This is a genomic window from Bradyrhizobium sp. SZCCHNRI2009, from assembly GCF_032485115.1.
Lineage (GTDB): Bacteria > Pseudomonadota > Alphaproteobacteria > Rhizobiales > Xanthobacteraceae > Bradyrhizobium.
Window position 1 is genome coordinate 709121 of record NZ_JAUEUH010000003.1, and the last position, 17766, is coordinate 726886.

Consider the following 17766-nt stretch of genomic DNA (forward strand, 5'->3'; position numbering starts at 1 on the left):
AATCCACCCCAAGGGCTAGGCCGGCCTGACTCGCACGCGGCCTGCGCAGGGCGGCGGCAGCCCAGCCTGTCAGGAGGGCTTCTTGCCGTCCGGCGCGGCCAGGATCATGGTCCAGAACACTTTGTACTTGGTGTTCGGAGCATAGCTCGCTGCGATGCCTATTTTTGTGACACCGCTCTTGAGCATGTTGGCGCGATGCGGCGGCGAGTCACGCCAGCCGGAAAACGCTTCCGCCAGCGTATGATAACCGGCCGACACGTTCTCGACCGCGACGACAGCGTCATAGCCGGCACCCGTCAGGCGCTTCGCCAGCGGGGCGCGCACGTCATGATCGAGCTTGTTCTTGTCGGCCATCGCCTGCGACTGCGATTCCGCCAGCCGCATCAGCTCGGGGTCGACCTCGACCGTGCCGAGCCCGTTGTTCTGGCGGTATTGCGAGATCATCGTCGCCGCAGCCACCGCATCGAGCTTGGCGCCCGCGACCGCCATATCGGCATACATGGTCGGCGCCTGCACGACCGGCGTCTCGGCCGCACAGCCGGCGAGCAGGAATGCAATGGAGAGAGCGAGAGCCAGACGCTTCAATGAACCAATCCCTATGCCGATGCGAGAGGCGGGTTGTTGCACATCAACCGTGGCTGAAAGGTGAATCGGCGGTAAGTTCCGTCGCGACAATTGCGGCCATTCCTGCCGGCAACCGTTCGTCAACCATAGGAGCAGTTCGGTCAAGCCAGGAACGGCACGACGCCCTCGGTGTCGTCCTGGCCTTGAGCCGGGACCTTACTCCGCAGCGGTCGTGGTGAGACCCGATGCCGCTCCGGCGTGCCTCAAGCAAGCTTCACGGCGCATGGGTCCCGGATCAGCGCCCGCCAACGCTTTCGCGTTGCCGGGCTTGTCCGGGACGACACCGCATGTTTGGCAGAGAGCCGGGACGAGCCCGAGCAGCCCCTACCCGGCCGCGAAAATCCGATAATGCCGCGGCTTCAGGCCGATGCGGTCGCCGATCCGGAGCTCGCGGTCGCGGGGGGCGTCGATCTCGATGGTCGAGCCTTCAGTCAGCGCGATCTCGGCGCGCTGCACTGGGCCGAAGCTGCGGACGTGGGTGACGGCGCCGTGCAGCGTGCCGCTGTCCGCGGAGCCGATCAGCATGTCGTGCCGGCGCACGAACAAGGTCGAGGCGCCCGCGGCCACGCCCTCTGCAGCCAGGTCCAGCGGCCGCCCGTTCAGATGCACGGCGCCGCCGGAGATCTCCACCGGCAGCATGATCGATTCGCCGATGAAGCCGTGCACGAAGGCCGTCGCCGGACTGTCGTAAACGTCGCTCGGCGAGCCGACCTGCTCGATGCGGCCCTTGTCCATCACCACGACGCGGTGCGCGACCTCGAGTGCCTCCTCCTGATCATGCGTCACGAAGATCGAGGTGACGTTGATCGAGTGATGCAGGGTGCGCAGCCATTGCCGCAGCTCCTTGCGCACCTTGGCGTCGAGCGCGCCGAACGGCTCGTCGAGCAGGAGGATGCGCGGCTGGATGGCGAGCGCGCGCGCCAGCGCGATGCGCTGGCGCTGGCCGCCGGAGAGCTGGCTCGGATAGCGATCGGCGAGCCAGTCGAGCTGGACGAGGTCGAGCAGCTCCTTCACGCGCGCGCGGATCTCAGCCTCGCTCTTGCGGATGCGGCGCGGCTGCACGCGCAGGCCAAAGGCGACGTTCTCGAACACGTTCATGTGCCGGAACAGCGCGTAGTGCTGAAACACGAAGCCGACGTGACGCTCGCGCGCGCCGCGATCGAGCGCGCTCTCGCCGTCGAACAGGATCTCGCCGGAATCGGGCCACTCCAGCCCGGCGATGATCCGCAGCAAGGTCGTCTTGCCCGACCCGGACGGGCCCAGCAGCGCCAGCAATTCGCCGTCGGCGACCTTGAGATCGACGCCGTCGAGGGCCTTGAACGTGCCGAACGTCTTGACGACACCCCTGACTTCAATGGTCACGCGGACCTCCCTCATCGAGTTGCCGTTCGAGGACGGTTTTGACGACCAGCGTGATCAGCGCGAGCATCGCCAAGAGCGAGGCGATCGCGAACGAGGCGACCATCTGGTATTCGTTGTAGAGGATCTCGACCAGCAGCGGCATCGTATTGGTCTCGCCGCGGATATGGCCGGACACGACCGAGACGGCGCCGAACTCGCCCATCGCGCGCGCGTTGCAGAGCAGCACGCCATACAGCACGCCCCACTTGATGTTCGGCAGCGTGACGCGGAAGAACGTCTGCAGGCCGGACGCGCCGAGCGAGATCGCCGCCTCCTCCTCCTGCGTGCCCTGCTCCTGCATCAGCGGGATCAGCGCGCGCGCCACGAACGGGAAGGTCACGAACACGGTCGCCAACGCGATGCCGGGAAAGGCGAACAGGATCTGCAGGCCATGGCTCTGCATCCACGGGCCGAAGAACCCCTGCGCGCCGAACAGCAGCACGAACACGAGGCCCGATATCACCGGGCTCACCGAGAACGGCAGATCGATCAGGGTGATCAGGAACGTCTTGCCCGGAAAGTCGAACTTGGCGATCGCCCAGGCGGCGCACAGGCCGAACACGAGATTGGTTCCGACCGAGACCAGCGCCACCAGCAGCGTCAGGCGGATCGCGGCCCACGCCTCGGCGTCGGCAAGCGCGGTGAAATAGGCCGCGATGCCCTTGCCGAACGCTTCCACGAACACGACGATCAGCGGCAGCACCACGAACACCGACAGGAACGCCAACGCCAGCGTCGTGATGACGATGCGGACCAGGCGCGGCTCGGTGCGCGGATCGGGGCGGCCGGCCTGCGCGACGTGCGGGCTGGCCGCGGACGATGCCACGGATGGCGCCTGCAGGGTCATCTCCACGCTCATGTCGGGTCCTAGTTCAAGGGCGCCCGGCTCTGCGCCCAGCGCTGCAACCGGTTCACGGCAAAGATGATCAGGAACGCCACGACCAGCATCACCACCGCGATCGCGGTGGCATCGGCGTAGCGGAATTCGGACAGCCGGATCACGATCAGCAGCGGCGCGATCTCGGAGACGTTCGGCAGATTGCCGGCGATGAAGATCACCGATCCGTACTCGCCGACCGCGCGCGCAAAAGCGAGTGCGAAGCCGGTGAGCAGCGCCGGCGTCAGGCTCGGCAGGATCACGCGGGCCACGATCTGCCAGCGGCCGGCGCCGAGGCTCGCTGCCGCCTCCTCGATCTCCGGATCGAGATCGATCAGCACCGGCTGCACGGTGCGGACGACAAAGGGGATGCCGATGAAGATCATCGCAACGAAGATGCCGAGCGGCGTGAACGCCACCTTGATGCCCATTGCGGCGAGCGGCGCGCCGAGCCAGCCCTTCTGTGCGAACAGCGCCGTCAACGCCACGCCCGCCACTGCCGTCGGCAGCGCGAACGGCACGTCGACGATGGCGTCGAACAGGCGGCGCCCGGGAAAGCGGTAGCGCACCAGCGCCCAGACGACGATGGTGCCCATCACCAGATTGACGCAGGCGGCGGCGAAGGCGAGCCCGAACGAGATCTTCAGCGCGCTCAAGGTGCGACGGCTGGTGACGATGCCCCAGAACTGCTCCAGGCTGAGATCGGTCGAGCGAACGAACAGTCCCGCCAGTGGAATCAGGACGATCAGCGACAGCCAGGTCAGCGTCAGCCCCATGGTGAGACCAAAGCCTGGCAAGGTGCTGCGACGTGGTGCAAGTACGTTCAAAAAAAGGCCTGGTCCGTTGATGATCGGTGTCGATGGGCTTGAATCGATTGTGGTGTACGCCCGCCGCCCCCAGCCTCGTCTCGGCAATCGAGACCGGGGACCGCGTCTCATGCGCGATATCGCAGATCGCCGCAACGCCAGCTTCTTGCCTTGTTGTCTCGAAGCCGTATCAGATCGGCGGTCACCAACTTGTTCCTTCTGATTCGATCAATTCTTGTAGATTTGATCGAAGATTCCGCCTTCCGCAAAATGGTCCTTCTGGGCCTTGGTCCAGCCGCCGAACACCTCGTCGATGGTGAACAGCTCGACCTTGGCGAAGGCAGCCTCGTACTTCTTGGCCACCTCGGGATCACGCGGACGGTAGGAGTTGCGTGCGGCAATTTCCTGACCTTCCTTTGTATACCAGTATTTCAGGTAGGATTCAGCCACACTTCGCGTGCCCTTTTTGTCGGCCACCGAGTCGACCACCGCAACTGGCGGTTCGGCCAGGATTGACAGCTGCGGCGCGACGATCTCGAACTTGTCCTTGCCGAACTCACGCAGGGCCAGATGCGCCTCGTTCTCCCAGGCGAGCAGGACGTCGCCGACACCGCGCTCCACGAAGGTCACGGTGGCGCCGCGGGCGCCGGTGTCGAGCACAGGGACGTGCTGATAGAGGTCGCCGACGAACTGCTTGGCCTTGTCGGCCGAGCCGAACTTCTTCAGCGCATAGCCCCAGGCAGCCAGGTAGTTCCAGCGCGCGCCGCCGGATGTCTTCGGATTGGGCGTGATGACGTCGACGCCCTTCTTGAGCAGGTCGTCCCAGTCCTTGATGCCCTTGGGATTGCCTTTGCGCACCAGGAAAACGATGGTCGAGGTGTAGGGCGAGGCATTCTGCGGCAGTCGCTTTTGCCAATCCTTGTCGAGCAGACCCTTGCCCGCGATCGCGTCGATGTCATAGGCGAGCGCCAGGGTCACGACGTCGGCCTGCAGCCCGTCGATGACGCTGCGGGCCTGCGCGCCGGAGCCGCCATGCGACTGCTTGACCTCGACGCTCTTGCCGGTCTCCTTCTGATACGCGGCTGAAAACGCCTTGTTGAACTCGACGTAGAGCTCGCGGGTCGGGTCATAGGAGACGTTGAGCAGACTGATGTCCGCGGCATGGGCCGATCCTGCCCATGCCAGGCCTGCGACCGCTGCCAGAAGACGTCGCATCTTCATCCAAGCTCTCCGTTCCATTCACCGCCCGCAATGTTGCAGGCGCGCACTGCAGATCGCCAAATGTTCACGTCGGAGTCAACGGAACCGGATTTTCTTGTTTCCGGCCGGACATAGGCATTTTGCTACGAAGCGCTCGGCGTTGGGATAGCTGTTCTTGCCGCGGCACAATGTCGTCATGGGCTGCCAAGTCAGCCGGCCGGTGAGTTTCGAACTACACCGTCGGGGTCGCGACCGTGTGGATGCCGCATTCGGTCTTGTCGCGGCCGCGCCAACGGCCGGCCCGCTCGTCCTCGCCGGAGTCGGCGCGGCTTGTGCAGGGCATGCATCCGATCGAACGGAAGCCGGCGGCGACCAGCGGATGCTGCGGCAGATTGGCAGAGCGGTAGATCGCCGCGATCTCCTCGCGGGTCACATTGGCGAACGGATTGAATTTCACCCGCACGCCGTCCTGCTCGACGACCGGGATCGCCGCCCGCAAGCCGCCTTGGAAACGCTTGCGGCCATTGATCCAGGCGGCGAACGGCGCCAGCGCGCGTGCCAGCGGCTCGACTTTGCGGATGCGGCAGCAGGCGTCGGGATCGGAGAACCACAGATCGTTGCCGGCGTCCTCGCGCTCGAGCGTGGCGGCGTCCGGCTTCATCGAGCGCACGTCTTGCAGGCCGAGGATCTCGATGAGCCGGTCGCGATAGGCCAGCGTCTCCGCGAACATGTGCCCGGTGTCGAGGAAGATCACCGGGATCGCCGGATCGACATCGGACGTCACCTTCAGGAGCGCGGCCGACTCCGTTCCAAACGACGACACCACCGCCAGCCGCTCGCGACCGATCGCCGCGAGAGCAGCGGCAATGACCTCATGCGGCGCGGCGGTGCGCAGCGCGGCGTCGAGCGCCGCGACCGGGATCTCCGCAACGGAAGGCGATGCAGCCAGCGTGCTCACAGCCCGGCACTCTCCGAATGGCGCAGTTGCAGGCGCTGATGCAGCGCCGAGATCCGGCCATCGCCGGTCGGCTGATAGAACACCGAATAGCGCTTCACGGTCTCGGTGAAGGCCTCGGCATCCGCCTGCTTCTTGACCTCGAAGGCGTCGAAGCCGGCGCGCAGCATGAACACGAACTGGTCACGCAGCACCTGCCCGGTCGCGCGCAGCTCGCCGCGGAAGCCATGGCGCTCGCGCAGCAGGCGCGCCTGGGTGTAGGCGCGGCCGTCCCGGAAGCTCGGAAACACCAGCGCGACCAGCGCGAGCCGATCGAGATACGGCACGAGATCGTCGACGTCGCGATTGTTCGGCCAGATCACGCCGAGCTTGCCGGTGGCGCGGCCGACCAGCGCGTCGGGGCCGGCGAGGAAGCGCGTCTCCGAGACGAGGATCGCGCCCTGCGCCGGCAGCTCGGCATCGTCGGTGAGGCGGACGAACGTGTCCGCGATGATGTGTCCGCCCTTAACGAGTGGCATAGACCCGCTCCCTGAATGGTTCGACCCCGAGCCGCTTCACCGTGTCGACGAACAGCTCCTCGGGGCTCGCGCGCAGCGCAAGATAGGCTTCGACGATGTCCTCGACGACATCGGCCACTTCGGCATAGGGCACCGCGGGTCCGATCAGGGTGCCGAGCACGGCGCCCTCGTCGGCGCGGCCGCCGATCGTGATCTGATAGAATTCCTCGTTGTTCTTCTCGACGCCGAGGATGCCGATGTGACCGACGTGATGGTGGCCGCAGGCATTGATGCAGCCGGAGATGTTGATGTGCAGCCGGCCGATCAGGTTCGCCGTGTCGTGATTGGCGAAGCGGCGCGTGATCTCCTGCGCGATCGGGATCGAGCGCGCGTTCGCCAGCGAGCAGTAGTCCAGCCCCGGGCAGGCGATGATGTCGGACACGAGGTTGACGTTGGGAATCGCGAGGCCAATGGCCTCAAGCGCCTTCCACACCGCCGGCAGGTCGCGCTTGCGGACGTGCGGCAGCGCCAGGTTCTGCTCATGCCCGACGCGGATCTCGCCGAACGAGTATTTGTCGGCGATGTCGGCCAGCGCATCCATCTGGTCGGCGGTCGCATCGCCAGGCGGCTTGCCTATGGGCTTCAGCGACACGGTCACGATGGCATAGCCCTGCACCTTGTGCGGGAAGACCGAGTTCTTGCGCCAGGCCTCGAACTTCGGATCGTGCGCGGCCTGCTTGAGCTCGTCCGGCATGTGCGGCAGCGTCTCGTAGGCCGGATAGAAGAAGCGCGAGCGGATGTCCTCGATGATCCCCTGATCGAGCTTGAGCACGCCGTCGCGGATCTGCTGCCACTCCTCCTCGACCTCGGCGGCGAACTTCTCGATGCCGAGCTCATGCACCAGGATCTTGATGCGCGCCTTGTAGATGTTGTCGCGGCGGCCGTACTGGTTGTAGACGCGCAGGATCGCCTCGACATAGCTGAGGATGTCGTGGCCGTGAACGAACGGCTTGATGGTCTTGGCGATGAACGGCGTGCGGCCGAGGCCGCCGCCGACCAGCACCTCGAAGCCGGTTTCGCCCTGCTCGTTCTTCTTGAGACGCAGGCCGATGTCATGGATCTTGATCGCGGCGCGGTCGTGGTCGGACGCCGTGATCGCGATCTTGAACTTGCGCGGCAGGAACGAGAATTCCGGGTGAAGCGTCGTGAACTGGCGCAGCAGCTCCGCCCAGATCCTGGGATCCTCGACCTCGCCCGGCGCGACGCCCGCCCACTGATCCGAGGTGACGTTGCGCATGTTGTTGCCGGAGGTCTGCATCGACTGGATGCCGACCTCGGCGAGGTCGGCCATCGCATCCGGCAGCTCGGCGAGCTTGATCCAGTTGAACTGGATGTTCTGCCGCGTCGTGAAGTGACCGTAGCCGCGGTCGTAGCGGCGCGCGACATGGGCCAGCCGGCGAAGCTGGTTCGACGCCAGCGTGCCGTAGGGGATGGCGATGCGATACATGTAGGCGTGGAGCTGCAGATAGACGCCGTTCTGCAGCCGCAGCATCTTGAACTCGTCCTCGGACAATTCGCCCGACAGGCGCCGCTTCACCTGGTCGCGGAATTCGGCGACGCGCTCGTTGACCAAGGTACGGTCGATTTCGTCATAAGCGTACATGACAGGCCTTCAGACTTGAGCCGGGAGCGCGATGGAGGCGCCCGTGAGCCGGATGTGTTCGCGCATATTGCCGGGCTTGACCGCACCGTCGGCGCCCACCTCGACCGGCGCGATGTAGGGACCGATCGCACCGAGATCGTCGGCCACCGCTTCCGACAGCAGGGCGCGCGCCTCGTCGGCGGTGCGGACGATCGCCGCATCGGAGAGCTCATCCGACCAGCTCTTGGTGCCGGTGCGGTAGATCACCGCGCCATCCCAGGTCCGGTTCGCGGTGATGATCGAGGGACCGGTGATCTTGATCTTCTGTTGCAGCGGGGAGGTCATTCAGACGGGTTCCAGGAGTTGTGCGATCACGCCACTGATAGTCTGCTGACGCCACGGCGCGGAGTGCGCCACGACGTCACCGATGATGAGGATGGCCGGACCGCCATCGATTTGGCCGACGAGATCCGGCAACTGATCGAGCGTGCCGACCGCCGCCTGCGCATCGGGGCGCGTCACCTTCGCGAACACACCGACCGGCGTCTGCGGCGAGCGGCCCGCCGCGAGGAGCCCTGCGCGCACCGCCGGCGCCGCGGTCATGCCCATGTAGACGACGACGGTCATCTTGGTGTCAGTCAGCGCCGACCAGTCGACCGCCTCGGCATCGCGCTCCTTGTGCGCGGTGAGGAAGGTGATGCGCAGCGCCTTGCTGCGGAAGGTCAGCGGCACCTCGAACTGCGCGGCGGCGCCGAGGCCGGCGGTGATGCCGGGCACGATCGTGTAGGACACGCCCGCCTTGCGCAGCGCATCGACCTCCTCGCCGCCACGGCCGAACACGTAGGAGTCGCCGCCTTTCAGCCTGACCGCGCGCTTGCCCTCGCGTGCCGCTTCGATCAGCAGCCTGTTCACAGCGTCCTGGCCAATGCCGGGCTTGCCGACGCGGCGGCCGACCGGCACGCGCGAGGCATCGCGGCGGATGCGGTCGAGAATCTCAGGCGTGACCAGCTCGTCGTAGAACACGACATCCGCGTCCTGCAGCGCGCGCAGCGCCTTGATCGTCAGCAGGTCGGGATCGCCGGGACCGGCGCCGACCAAGGTCACATGGCCGTTGCTGCGGCCGGCATGATCGGCGCCCGCAAACGCCGTGGGATCGGCAATGCCATGCAGCGCCGCCTCCGCTTCCTGCTTGCGGCCCGCCAGCACCAGTGCACCGATCGGGCCGTCGACGATGCGCTCCCAGAAGCGGCGGCGCAGCGTCATCTCGGCGATCTGCGGGTTGATGGTCTTGCGGAAGTCGCCGATGAAGCTCGCGAGCTCGCCGATCCGCGCCGGCAGCAGCGCCTCGATGCGCTCGCGCACGCGGCGTGCCACGACGGGCGAGGAGCCGCCGGTGCCGATCGCCACCACCACGTCGCCGCGATCGACGATCGCCGGAAAGATGAAGCTGGAATGCGCGAGGTCGTCCATCACGTTGACGGGCAGACCAACGCTGCGCGCCCGCGCCGACATCGCAACGCCGATGTCGCCAGCGCCCGCGCACAGCACGGCGATGACGCCAGTGAGATCGGCGCTCAGCGGGTCGCCTTCGGCGCGCTCGATCTGGCCGTGCTGATCGCGCAGACCCGCGAGATCGAAGTCGCCGTCGGTGGCGAACCAGCGGATCCGTGCGCCCGCGGACAGCAACACGCGAAGCTTGGCGCGCACGAGCTCGCCCGCGCCGATCAGCAGCACGGGGCCGGTCTTCAGATCGAGAAACACCGGCAGATATTGCATTGCGTTCTTCGGCTTCGGCACTTGGGGGTTGACTGGAATTATTTTCTATATAAGTGTCCCGCCTACGACGTAAAGAGAAAATTATTCCTTGGCTCCGCCATAGAATTTTCTCCCAGGCAGGCGATGGCTGATAGCATGCACATTCTCACCAACGACGTTTCCAGAGATCGGTTACCCTCCTCCGAGATCGAGCAAGCATCTTCCATGCCGCGCGTCCTCAACGCCGCACCGACGATGGACCATCTCGACGAGCTGGAGGCGCAGAGCATCTACATCCTTCGCGAGGCCTTTGCACGGCTGAAGAAGCTGGCGCTGCTGTGGTCGCTGGGAAAAGATTCCAACGTGATGATCTGGCTGGCGCGCAAGGCGTTCTTCGGCCGGGTGCCGTTTCCGGCCATGCATGTCGATACGGCCAAGAAGTTTCCCGAGATGTACGCCTTCCGCGACACCTACGCGAAGGAATGGGGCCTCGATCTCAAGGTCGAGCCGTGCCCGCCGATCGATGCCGTCGATCCCACCCTGCCGCCCGCCGCACGCTCGGCTGCGCGCAAGACCGAAGGCCTGAAGATGGCGCTCGCCAAGCATGGCTTCGACGGTCTGATCGCGGGCATCCGCCGCGACGAGGAGGCGACGCGCGCCAAGGAGCGCGTGTTCTCGCCGCGCGGGGCCGAGGGCCATTGGGATGTGCGCGACCAGCCGCCGGAATTCTGGGATCACTTCAACGCCTCGCCGCCGCAGGGCGCTCACTTGCGCATCCATCCGATCCTGCATTGGACCGAGGCCGACATCTGGGCCTACACGGCGCGCGAGAACATTCCGATCATCCCGCTGTATCTGTCCAGGAACGGCAAGCGTTATCGCTCGCTCGGCGATCAGGACATCACCTTCCCGGTCGCATCGAACGCCTCGAACATCCCCGAGATTCTCGCCGAACTCGAAAGCACCAAGGTGCCGGAGCGTGCCGGCCGCGCGCTCGACCACGAGACCGAGGACGCCTTCGAGCGGCTTCGCGTCGCCGGCTATCTGTGAGGGGGGATAAGGCGATGAACATGCGAGTCCCGTCAGCCGCCCCCGCCACGCCGAACGGCACCACCCGTCCGCAGGTCCGCATCGTGATCGTCGGCCATGTCGACCACGGCAAGTCGACCTTGGTCGGCCGCCTGCTGCATGAGACCGGCAGCCTGCCCGAGGGCAAGCTGGAGATGCTGCAGGCCGTCTCCGCCCGCCGCGGCATGCCGTTCGAATGGTCGTTCCTGCTCGACGCGCTGCAGACCGAGCGCGACCAGGGCATCACCATCGACACCACGCAGATCCGCTTCCGCACCAATGCGCGCGAGGTCGTGCTGATCGACGCGCCCGGCCACGCCGAATTCCTGCGCAACATGATCACCGGCGCCTCGCAGGCCGATGGCGCGGTGCTGATCATCGACGCGCTCGAAGGCGTGCGCGACCAGACCCGCCGCCACGGCTATCTCCTGCATCTGCTCGGCGTGAAGCAGGTCGCGGTCGTCGTCAACAAGATGGACCGCGTCGATTTCGGCGAAGACCGCTTCGACGCGATCAAGGCCGAGATCTCGGCGCATCTCGAAGGCCTCGGCGTCAAGCCGGTCGCCGTCATCCCGATCTCCGCGCGAGACGGCGACGGCGTCGCCGAGCTGACCTCGCGGATCGGCTGGTACGACGGCCCGACCGTGGTCGAGGCGCTCGACGGGCTGGAGCCGGCCAAGCCGCTGTCGAGCCTGCCGCTGCGCCTACCGGTGCAGGCGATCTACAAGTTCGACGACCGCCGCATCGTCGCCGGCCGCGTCGAGGCCGGCGAGTTGCGCGCCGGCGACGAGATCGTGATCATGCCCGCCGGCAAGATCGCCAAAATCAGGACCGTCGAGGGCTGGCCGCAGACCCCGGTGACCACGGCGCAGGGCGCGGGCCGCTCGGTCGGCATCACGCTCGATCGCGAGCTGTTCATCGAACGCGGCGACGTCATCGCCCATGTCGGCCGCGAGCCGCAGGCGGCGCGCCGGCTGCATGCCCGCATCTTCTGGCTGCACGACCAGCCGCTGTCGAAAGGCGACAGCATCCTGGTCCGGCTCGGCACCCGCGAGGCGCGCGGCAGCGTCGTCGCGATCGCGAAGGCGGTCGACCCGGGCTCGCTGTCCAACGAAGAGAACGCATCGATCGCGCGCAACCATGTCGGCGAGATCGAGATCGCACTGACCCAGCCGGTCGCCGTCGATCCCTACACCGAGAATGCGCGCACCGGCCGTCTCGTCATCGAGGTGCAGGGCCGCATCGCCGGCGGCGGGCTGGTGCTGTCGATCGCCGCTGGCAAGCGCGCCGCACCGATCGACATCATGCCGGTGGAATCGGCGCTGCAGCCGCAGGAGCGCGCCGACCGCTATCGCCACAAGGGCGCCGTCGTGTGGATGACCGGCCTGCCCGGCGCCGGCAAGTCGACCCTGGCGCGCGCGCTGGAGCGGCGGCTGTTCAGCCGCGGCGGCGCCCCGGTGCTGCTCGACGGCGACACCGTCCGTGCCGGCCTCAACAAGGATCTCGGCTTCACGCCGGAGGACCGCGCCGAGAACATCCGTCGCCTCGCTGAGGTCGCGACCCATCTCGCCCGCAACGGCCACATCGCGATCGTCGCCGCGGTATCGCCCGCGCGCGAGGACCGCGCGGCTGCGCGCCGCGTCGCCGGCGACCTGTTCCGTGAGGTCTACGTCGCGACGGCCGCCGAGATCTGCGAGAGCCGCGACCCCAAGGGCCACTACGCCAAGGCCCGCGCCGGCAATCTGCAGAACTTCACCGGCATCGGCACCGACTACGAGCCGCCGCTCGATGCGGAGCTGGTGATCGACACCGCGACGCGCGGGATTGCGGACGCCACCGACGAGCTGGAGGCGCTGCTGTCGCGGACATCCGTGCTGTTCGACGACATCGCCGATCTCGGCGCGAATATCTGACGTCTGCTTCCAGACTTGTCATGCACTCCGTCATTCCGGGGCAAGGCCGCAGGCCTTGAACCCGGAATCTCGACATTGCCTTGCGCTCAATCCCCAATCACTTCGAGATTCCGGGTTCGATCGTCGACGCACAGCCGCTTCACGGCTGCGCATTGCCGATCGCCCCGGAATGACGGTGAAGCGCGACCCAGCTCAGCCGGACGCTACAGCGCGCCGACATAGGCGGTGAGATCGTCGAGCTCGGCCTCGGTCGGCAGTCGCGTCTCCATCTTCTTGGCATAGAACTCCCACATCAGCTTGACGGCGTCGCGCAGCGACGCCGTGCGGCCGTCGTGGAAATACGGCGCGGTCGACGCGGCCGCATGCAGGGTCGGCACCTTGAACTTGCCGCCGGTGCCGATGTCGTCTTTGCTCTTCTTGTCGAAGCTCGGCAATTGATGGCAGGTGCCGCAACCGCCGTCGCCGATATAGAGCTCATAGCCGCGCCTGACGGCCGCGCTGGCATCCTCCCTCGGCGTGCCGTCCCCCTTGACCTGCCAGTTCGCCGGATAGTTCAGCGTGCGCACATAGGCGACCAGCGCCGCCAGCGCCTCCGGCGACGGCTCCGGCCCCTTCATGCGATTGACGATGATGCCGCGGATGCTGTCCTCCAGGGTCGGCGCCTGGCCGGCCCAGCCGAACACCGCGCGCTCGCCGACGCCCCACAGCGTCGGCGTATTCCGGCCATTGGGATCGCCGTCGGCGACCACGTCGAGGCCGACATAGGTCTTGTTGTTGGTATGCCCGGTCGAGAAGTGGCAGGTCGCACAGGACGCCTTGCTGCCGCCGGAGAGGCTCGCGTCGTTGAACAGCTCCAGCCCCTTGGCGGCGAGTTCGGCTTCGGAGAGCTGGGCCGGTGGCGCCACGGCGGCGCCGACCGTGGTGGGCTCGGCCACCGGCGCCTCGGTCACAGCAGGTGCTGACGGCGCCTTCGGCTGCTTCCTCACCGCCGCGGTGGCGTGGCGGATTCTCGGCCTGTGCTCGGACGGCGCCGCGTGCGCCGATTTCGGCTTCAACGCTGAAGCCAGCATTTGCAGCAAGGTCGGCTTTTGCGGAGCCGCCGCGAGATAGGGCGCCACAGATTTGTCCGCCGCAAGCGCGGGCAGGGCGAGCAGGCCAAGACACAAGACGACTGACCGCAGCCCCGTGAACGACATCGCCCGTCTCCCCCCGACATCCCCTTGATGCAAATCGTTATCGATAGCTTTTACGTCCGAAGTGGGACTGTGCGGGGGCAATGAATCGGCGCAGGCGGGATTGAGCGGCGTCAGTGCGCCGGCCTGACCGTCATCGGCGGACGCGATGCCGGGTGCGTCGAGAACAGCCGGCGCGGCGAATGTGAGAACCTGCCGTCTCCATCGACGACGGCGCGCCGGCGCGTCAGGCGCTGCGCGCATCCTGGCCGGAGAACTACGGAGGAGTGCGCCGGCTCGTGCCTGGACAACAGTTTGCCCACGGCGCGGCCGCCGCATCGGCAAGCAGAAATTAGCACTTGATCCGCACAGTTCACGCCACCCGCAGCAACGCGGTCGAGGCGCATGATGGAGCATCTGGCGGCCTATTGGTCGACGGCCGAACTGGAGACGAACGGGATTCTGCTGCTGCACCTGATGGGTGCGGCGGCCGTCGGCCTGCTGCTGGGCTACGAGCGCACCTATCACGGACGCGCGGCCGGCATGCGGACCTACGCCCTGGTTTGCGTCGCATCGACCTTGCTGACGGCGATCAACGGCTTTCCCGGCAGCTGGTATGGCGGCATGGCGGTGTCGCCGACCGTCTCCGATCCGACGCGCGTGATCCAGGGCCTGATGACCGGCATCGGCTTCCTCGGCGCCGGCGTCATCATCAAGGACGGCTTCACCATCCGCGGCGTGTCGACGGCCGCCTCGATCTGGATGACGTCGGCGATCGGCATCATCATCGGCATCGGCTTCTACGGCACCGCGCTGTGCGCCACGGCATTGTCGCTGGCCGCGATGACCCTGCTCGGCCAAGTCGAGAAATGGCTGCCGCATCAGACCACGCTGTCGCTGTCGGTCGTCTACCGCCACGGCCTGCAGCCGAGCGAGGCCGAACTGCGCGAATGCATGCGGGCCTATGGCTTCGACGTGCTGGACTGGTGCTACGAATACAGCGAGACGAAGCGGCAATTCCATTTCGAGCTGGTGCTGCAGGCCGCCGGCCGGTTCGAGACCGCCCAGATGGCGCGCGATTTGTCGAGCGCGCAAGACGTGGTCGAATTCCGCTTGGCGCCATCAAGAGCGTGAGGGTAGCGCGTAGCCGGGATGAGCTCGGCGACATCCGGGACCGGTCCTGCCGTGTCGCGGCACGCTCAAGCAACACGCCTACGTCACATTCGACAACGCGATCCCTCAATGCCGTTTTATGGTCCCATCGGGCCCCCACCTTTTCGGCTTCAATGTTCAGTTCTATGTTCCCATCATGACAACCGCAGAAGAGATCGAAAAGGCCGTCCAACAGCTCAATCCAGACGAACTCGCGCGCTTTCGCGCATGGTTCGAACGGTTCGATGCTGCGTCATTCGATGCTGCGATCGAGCGTGATGCTCATACGGGGAAACTCGACGCCTTGGCGGACGAAGCTCTTGCCGCGCATCGGGCCGGCCGCTCCCGGCTATTGTGACCCATTTCGCATCCCCGAAATTTTGGGCGGCCTACGAGTTGCTGCCTGAAGCCATCAAAGGCTCGCCGATCAGAATTTCTGAGCTGCTGAAACGCGACCCGCGTCACCCTCTCTGCAGTTTAAGAAGGTCGGACGTTTCTGGTCGGCTCGGGTCGGACTCGCTACCGAGCCCTCGTGACCGAGATCGATGACGGCTACTTATGGTTCTGGATCGGCTCGCATGCCGACTACGACAAGCTCGTTGGATAGCCTAGGCGCGGACAAAGGAAAGCGCCATGCGGATTGATGGTTTGCTATTCATTCAGCGACGCGCCTGCGATCTTTTGCGACCATCGGGTGGGCAAAGCGGCGCGGGCAGGCGGCGCGTGCCCCCCATCTCAAACCGGTGAAGCATGGTGAGCACGGCGCTCCGCGCCTTTGCCCGGCCCACGAGCGACCTGCGCTTGCCTGCAGCAGAAGGTGTCGGATAGTTGGATGATGTCACAGACTTCAGACCAACTCCTTCAGAAGATTCTGGACTTCGTCAGGGCCGAGACCGGGATCCGCGAGCAAATCTCTGACGAGTCCGACATCGCCGGAGACCTCGGCGTCGACGGCGATGATGCGCGCGAATTCATGCTTGCATTCCAGCGGGCGTTCGACGTCGACCTGTCCGGCTTCGAATTCGACCGCCATTTCGGACCGGAGGGCCTGTCGCTGACCCGGCTTGTCCTGACCGTTCTTCGCCTGCGCCGCCCCCAGTTGCCGCTGACGATCGCCACACTCGTCGATGCCGCGAGACAGAAGCGCTGGCCCAATGAAGCGACATCGATCGCCGTCTCGCCGGAAGGCCGCACGGCACCGCCGGAGATGTGAGCCTGACCGCCGCGTTCCAAATCCAAGTCTGCCCCTATTGCGGAACGAGGCTATCGACCCTGGTCAAACCGTCGACCCTCAGGGCGTTCCGCGCATTAGCCCGGCTCTGAGCAGGCATAGCACGGACGGCCCGGATCGACGCAGCGACACGTCTGACGGTCACGAATGGCTTTTTGCATCCGCAAAACCCAACCGTTTCACGAATGCTGGCATTTGGGAGCACGGAGGGGAGTCGCTACCAAGTCAATTCCGGACGCCGCCATCGACCTGAGGAGCGGCCAAGCCCGCTTCCGGACCACGCCTACAGAGCACCCGCGCTCACGAGCGCGGTGCGGAGGTCGATCCGAGCAGCTTCCTCGCCTGGTCAGCGGCGCGATCCAATCTGATCCGGTCCTTGCCCTGGCCGATCTCATGGCGAAATTCCTTTAAGCTCTGAATTCTGACTCCCGTTAGAGTCATCGGATCACGCCCGCGCGGTACATCGAAGCTCACGACAGAATGATCATCGACAAGGATGGTATAGACGTCTTCAGCCTGCTCGGGGATATGCCTCAGCACATGATGGATTGATCCTCCCGGACAGAGGCGATCAATCAGTGTCAGGAGCTCCGCACGACGTGCATCTTCCGGCAGCAGCGCATTGAGTTCGTATCGATCTTTCAGGCGAGCCATCGACATGGGCTCCGTTGTGCGAACACTCTGCCGGCGCGGACGTCATATTCGAAGGTTCTCACAAAGCCAACAGGCAAGACCAGATGGAAGCTCGGTCGGCACTAGCTCGCCAGCTTGCCATGCCCCGAAGTCCACAAAATCTGCCTGCGCCGAAAAGCCGAATTGCTCAGCCCCATCAACCTGATTTGCCCTGTCCAGTCCTTGGCGCAAAAATATTCTTCTTTCTTTTTTTCAGAAATCACGATAGATCTATGTTCATCCCGTCCCACACGAGGGATGTTTCGCGACCGTCACGGACGTCGGGTGCGGGATGCGGTGGGCGCTTTGGGCTGCGGCGTGAGCGATCATGTCGACGGACAGTCCCGAGGCGCACGGCCAAGCCGTGGGGTCCTGGCATCCCGACGCTGATGCCACGCAAGCGGCAGCGCCAACGCGCTGCGCGGGCAACGGTGACCAGAAAGCCCGGCGCACCGGGGAGACCACGGAGCAACCGTAGAGCCATCGCGCAGGGGAGGCCGGATGTCCGGCTCGTACCTGTGGTGACTGCCGCCTGCATTTTTTTCTGCAGGCGGGCCATGGGTGCAGCCTGCACCCGGCCTTCCCTGCGCCTCTCGTTTTCGAGAGGCGGCATCCTGGCAAAGCTCGGACGCGATCATGCGCCGCGAGGCCGTTGGCGATTGTCCGCGAATGCATGATCCTGAGATGGGCAACGAGATGCAACCTCAGGCGTCATTGCGAGCGAAGTGTTCAGCCCGGAGACATAGCTTACACCTGTTCGGGGACATAGTTGACAGTTTTGGGGTCGCGCAGATCAATCGC

The 17766-nt window shown here is 65.7% G+C and carries 17 protein-coding genes; 5 read left to right on the forward strand and 12 right to left on the reverse strand.

The features are described 5' to 3' along the window. Positions 1-69: 69 nt before the first annotated feature. From QX041_RS15075 to cysG, 10 genes are all read right to left on the reverse strand, one after another. A complete protein-coding gene (locus QX041_RS15075; RefSeq protein WP_315714371.1) occupies positions 70-585 on the reverse strand; it encodes a CAP domain-containing protein in 516 nt (171 codons plus the stop codon). Positions 586-948: 363 nt separating this feature from the next. Further along, entirely contained in the window at positions 949-1986 is a 1038-nt protein-coding gene (locus QX041_RS15080; protein WP_315713863.1) for a sulfate ABC transporter ATP-binding protein, read from the reverse strand. Beyond that, positions 1976-2884, reverse strand: a complete 909-nt coding sequence (gene cysW / locus QX041_RS15085; protein ID WP_316165794.1) for a sulfate ABC transporter permease subunit CysW — start codon at positions 2882-2884, stop codon at positions 1976-1978. The genes QX041_RS15080 and cysW overlap by 11 nt, the downstream gene beginning before the upstream one ends. 8 nt (positions 2885-2892) lie before the next feature. Next, positions 2893-3729 (reverse strand): sulfate ABC transporter permease subunit CysT, encoded by an 837-nt coding sequence (gene cysT, locus QX041_RS15090; RefSeq protein WP_315713861.1) that lies wholly within the window; start codon positions 3727-3729, stop codon positions 2893-2895. A gap of 207 nt (positions 3730-3936) precedes the next feature. Beyond that, complete coding sequence (locus QX041_RS15095; RefSeq protein WP_316165795.1) at positions 3937-4929, reverse strand: sulfate ABC transporter substrate-binding protein; 993 nt, start codon at positions 4927-4929, stop codon at positions 3937-3939. A gap of 211 nt (positions 4930-5140) precedes the next feature. Then, positions 5141-5866, reverse strand: coding sequence for a phosphoadenylyl-sulfate reductase (locus QX041_RS15100; protein WP_316165796.1), 726 nt, complete (start codon positions 5864-5866; stop codon positions 5141-5143). Beyond that, positions 5863-6381 (reverse strand): DUF934 domain-containing protein, encoded by a 519-nt coding sequence (locus QX041_RS15105; protein WP_315826005.1) that lies wholly within the window; start codon positions 6379-6381, stop codon positions 5863-5865. Before QX041_RS15105 ends, QX041_RS15100 begins: the two co-directional genes overlap by 4 nt. Beyond that, positions 6368-8023, reverse strand: a complete 1656-nt coding sequence (locus tag QX041_RS15110) for a nitrite/sulfite reductase (RefSeq protein WP_316165798.1) — start codon at positions 8021-8023, stop codon at positions 6368-6370. Before QX041_RS15110 ends, QX041_RS15105 begins: the two co-directional genes overlap by 14 nt. Positions 8024-8032: 9 nt before the next feature. After that, positions 8033-8347 carry a DUF2849 domain-containing protein gene (locus QX041_RS15115; RefSeq protein ID WP_315713857.1) on the reverse strand — a complete coding sequence of 105 codons (315 nt, stop codon included), beginning with the start codon at positions 8345-8347 and terminating at the stop codon, positions 8033-8035. Beyond that, positions 8348-9778, reverse strand: coding sequence for a siroheme synthase CysG (gene cysG, locus QX041_RS15120; RefSeq protein ID WP_315826003.1), 1431 nt, complete (start codon positions 9776-9778; stop codon positions 8348-8350). Positions 9779-9982: 204 nt separating this feature from the next. On the opposite strand from cysG, the gene cysD reads away from it, so the two are divergent. Further along, complete coding sequence (gene cysD, locus QX041_RS15125; RefSeq protein ID WP_315826002.1) at positions 9983-10807, forward strand: sulfate adenylyltransferase subunit CysD; 825 nt, start codon at positions 9983-9985, stop codon at positions 10805-10807. Positions 10808-10821: 14 nt separating this feature from the next. Continuing rightward, entirely contained in the window at positions 10822-12738 is a 1917-nt protein-coding gene (gene cysC / locus QX041_RS15130; protein ID WP_316165800.1) for an adenylyl-sulfate kinase, read from the forward strand. Between the two features lie 203 nt (positions 12739-12941). Here cysC and QX041_RS15135 read toward each other — a convergent pair whose 3' ends face one another. Further along, positions 12942-13934, reverse strand: coding sequence for a cytochrome-c peroxidase (locus QX041_RS15135; protein WP_316165802.1), 993 nt, complete (start codon positions 13932-13934; stop codon positions 12942-12944). A gap of 381 nt (positions 13935-14315) precedes the next feature. Here QX041_RS15135 and QX041_RS15140 point away from each other — a divergent pair, with 381 nt between their 5' ends. The 3 genes from QX041_RS15140 to QX041_RS15150 all read left to right on the forward strand — a co-directional run bounded on the left by QX041_RS15140 (position 14316) and on the right by QX041_RS15150 (position 16275). Continuing rightward, entirely contained in the window at positions 14316-15044 is a 729-nt protein-coding gene (locus tag QX041_RS15140) for an MgtC/SapB family protein (RefSeq protein ID WP_315713852.1), read from the forward strand. A 175-nt stretch (positions 15045-15219) separates the two neighbouring features. After that, the gene (locus QX041_RS15145) at positions 15220-15420 is read left to right on the forward strand and encodes a hypothetical protein (RefSeq protein ID WP_315713851.1); all 201 of its coding nucleotides are present in this window, start codon (positions 15220-15222) and stop codon (positions 15418-15420) included. A gap of 477 nt (positions 15421-15897) precedes the next feature. Further along, entirely contained in the window at positions 15898-16275 is a 378-nt protein-coding gene (locus QX041_RS15150) for a DUF1493 family protein (protein ID WP_315713850.1), read from the forward strand. Positions 16276-16593: 318 nt separating this feature from the next. Here the strand turns inward: QX041_RS15150 and QX041_RS15155 are convergent, their stop codons facing one another. Continuing rightward, positions 16594-16947 carry a hypothetical protein gene (locus tag QX041_RS15155; RefSeq protein WP_315713849.1) on the reverse strand — a complete coding sequence of 118 codons (354 nt, stop codon included), beginning with the start codon at positions 16945-16947 and terminating at the stop codon, positions 16594-16596. Positions 16948-17766: the final 819 nt, after the last annotated feature.

Bases quoted from the DNA above. Each gene is read 5' to 3' on its own strand.
- cysW (WP_316165794.1), bottom strand. From the start codon at position 2,884: ATGAGCGTGGAGATGACCCTGCAGGCGCCATCCGTGGCATCGTCCGCG.
- QX041_RS15095 (WP_316165795.1), bottom strand. From the start codon at position 4,929: ATGAAGATGCGACGTCTTCTGGCAGCGGTCGCAGGCCTGGCATGGGCA.
- QX041_RS15105 (WP_315826005.1), bottom strand. From the start codon at position 6,381: ATGCCACTCGTTAAGGGCGGACACATCATCGCGGACACGTTCGTCCGC.
- QX041_RS15110 (WP_316165798.1), bottom strand. From the start codon at position 8,023: ATGTACGCTTATGACGAAATCGACCGTACCTTGGTCAACGAGCGCGTC.
- QX041_RS15115 (WP_315713857.1), bottom strand. From the start codon at position 8,347: ATGACCTCCCCGCTGCAACAGAAGATCAAGATCACCGGTCCCTCGATC.
- cysG (WP_315826003.1), bottom strand. From the start codon at position 9,778: ATGCAATATCTGCCGGTGTTTCTCGATCTGAAGACCGGCCCCGTGCTG.
- cysD (WP_315826002.1), top strand. From the start codon at position 9,983: ATGCCGCGCGTCCTCAACGCCGCACCGACGATGGACCATCTCGACGAG.
- cysC (WP_316165800.1), top strand. From the start codon at position 10,822: ATGAACATGCGAGTCCCGTCAGCCGCCCCCGCCACGCCGAACGGCACC.
- QX041_RS15135 (WP_316165802.1), bottom strand. From the start codon at position 13,934: ATGTCGTTCACGGGGCTGCGGTCAGTCGTCTTGTGTCTTGGCCTGCTC.
- QX041_RS15140 (WP_315713852.1), top strand. From the start codon at position 14,316: ATGATGGAGCATCTGGCGGCCTATTGGTCGACGGCCGAACTGGAGACG.
- QX041_RS15145 (WP_315713851.1), top strand. From the start codon at position 15,220: ATGACAACCGCAGAAGAGATCGAAAAGGCCGTCCAACAGCTCAATCCA.
- QX041_RS15150 (WP_315713850.1), top strand. From the start codon at position 15,898: ATGTCACAGACTTCAGACCAACTCCTTCAGAAGATTCTGGACTTCGTC.
- QX041_RS15155 (WP_315713849.1), bottom strand. From the start codon at position 16,947: ATGGCTCGCCTGAAAGATCGATACGAACTCAATGCGCTGCTGCCGGAA.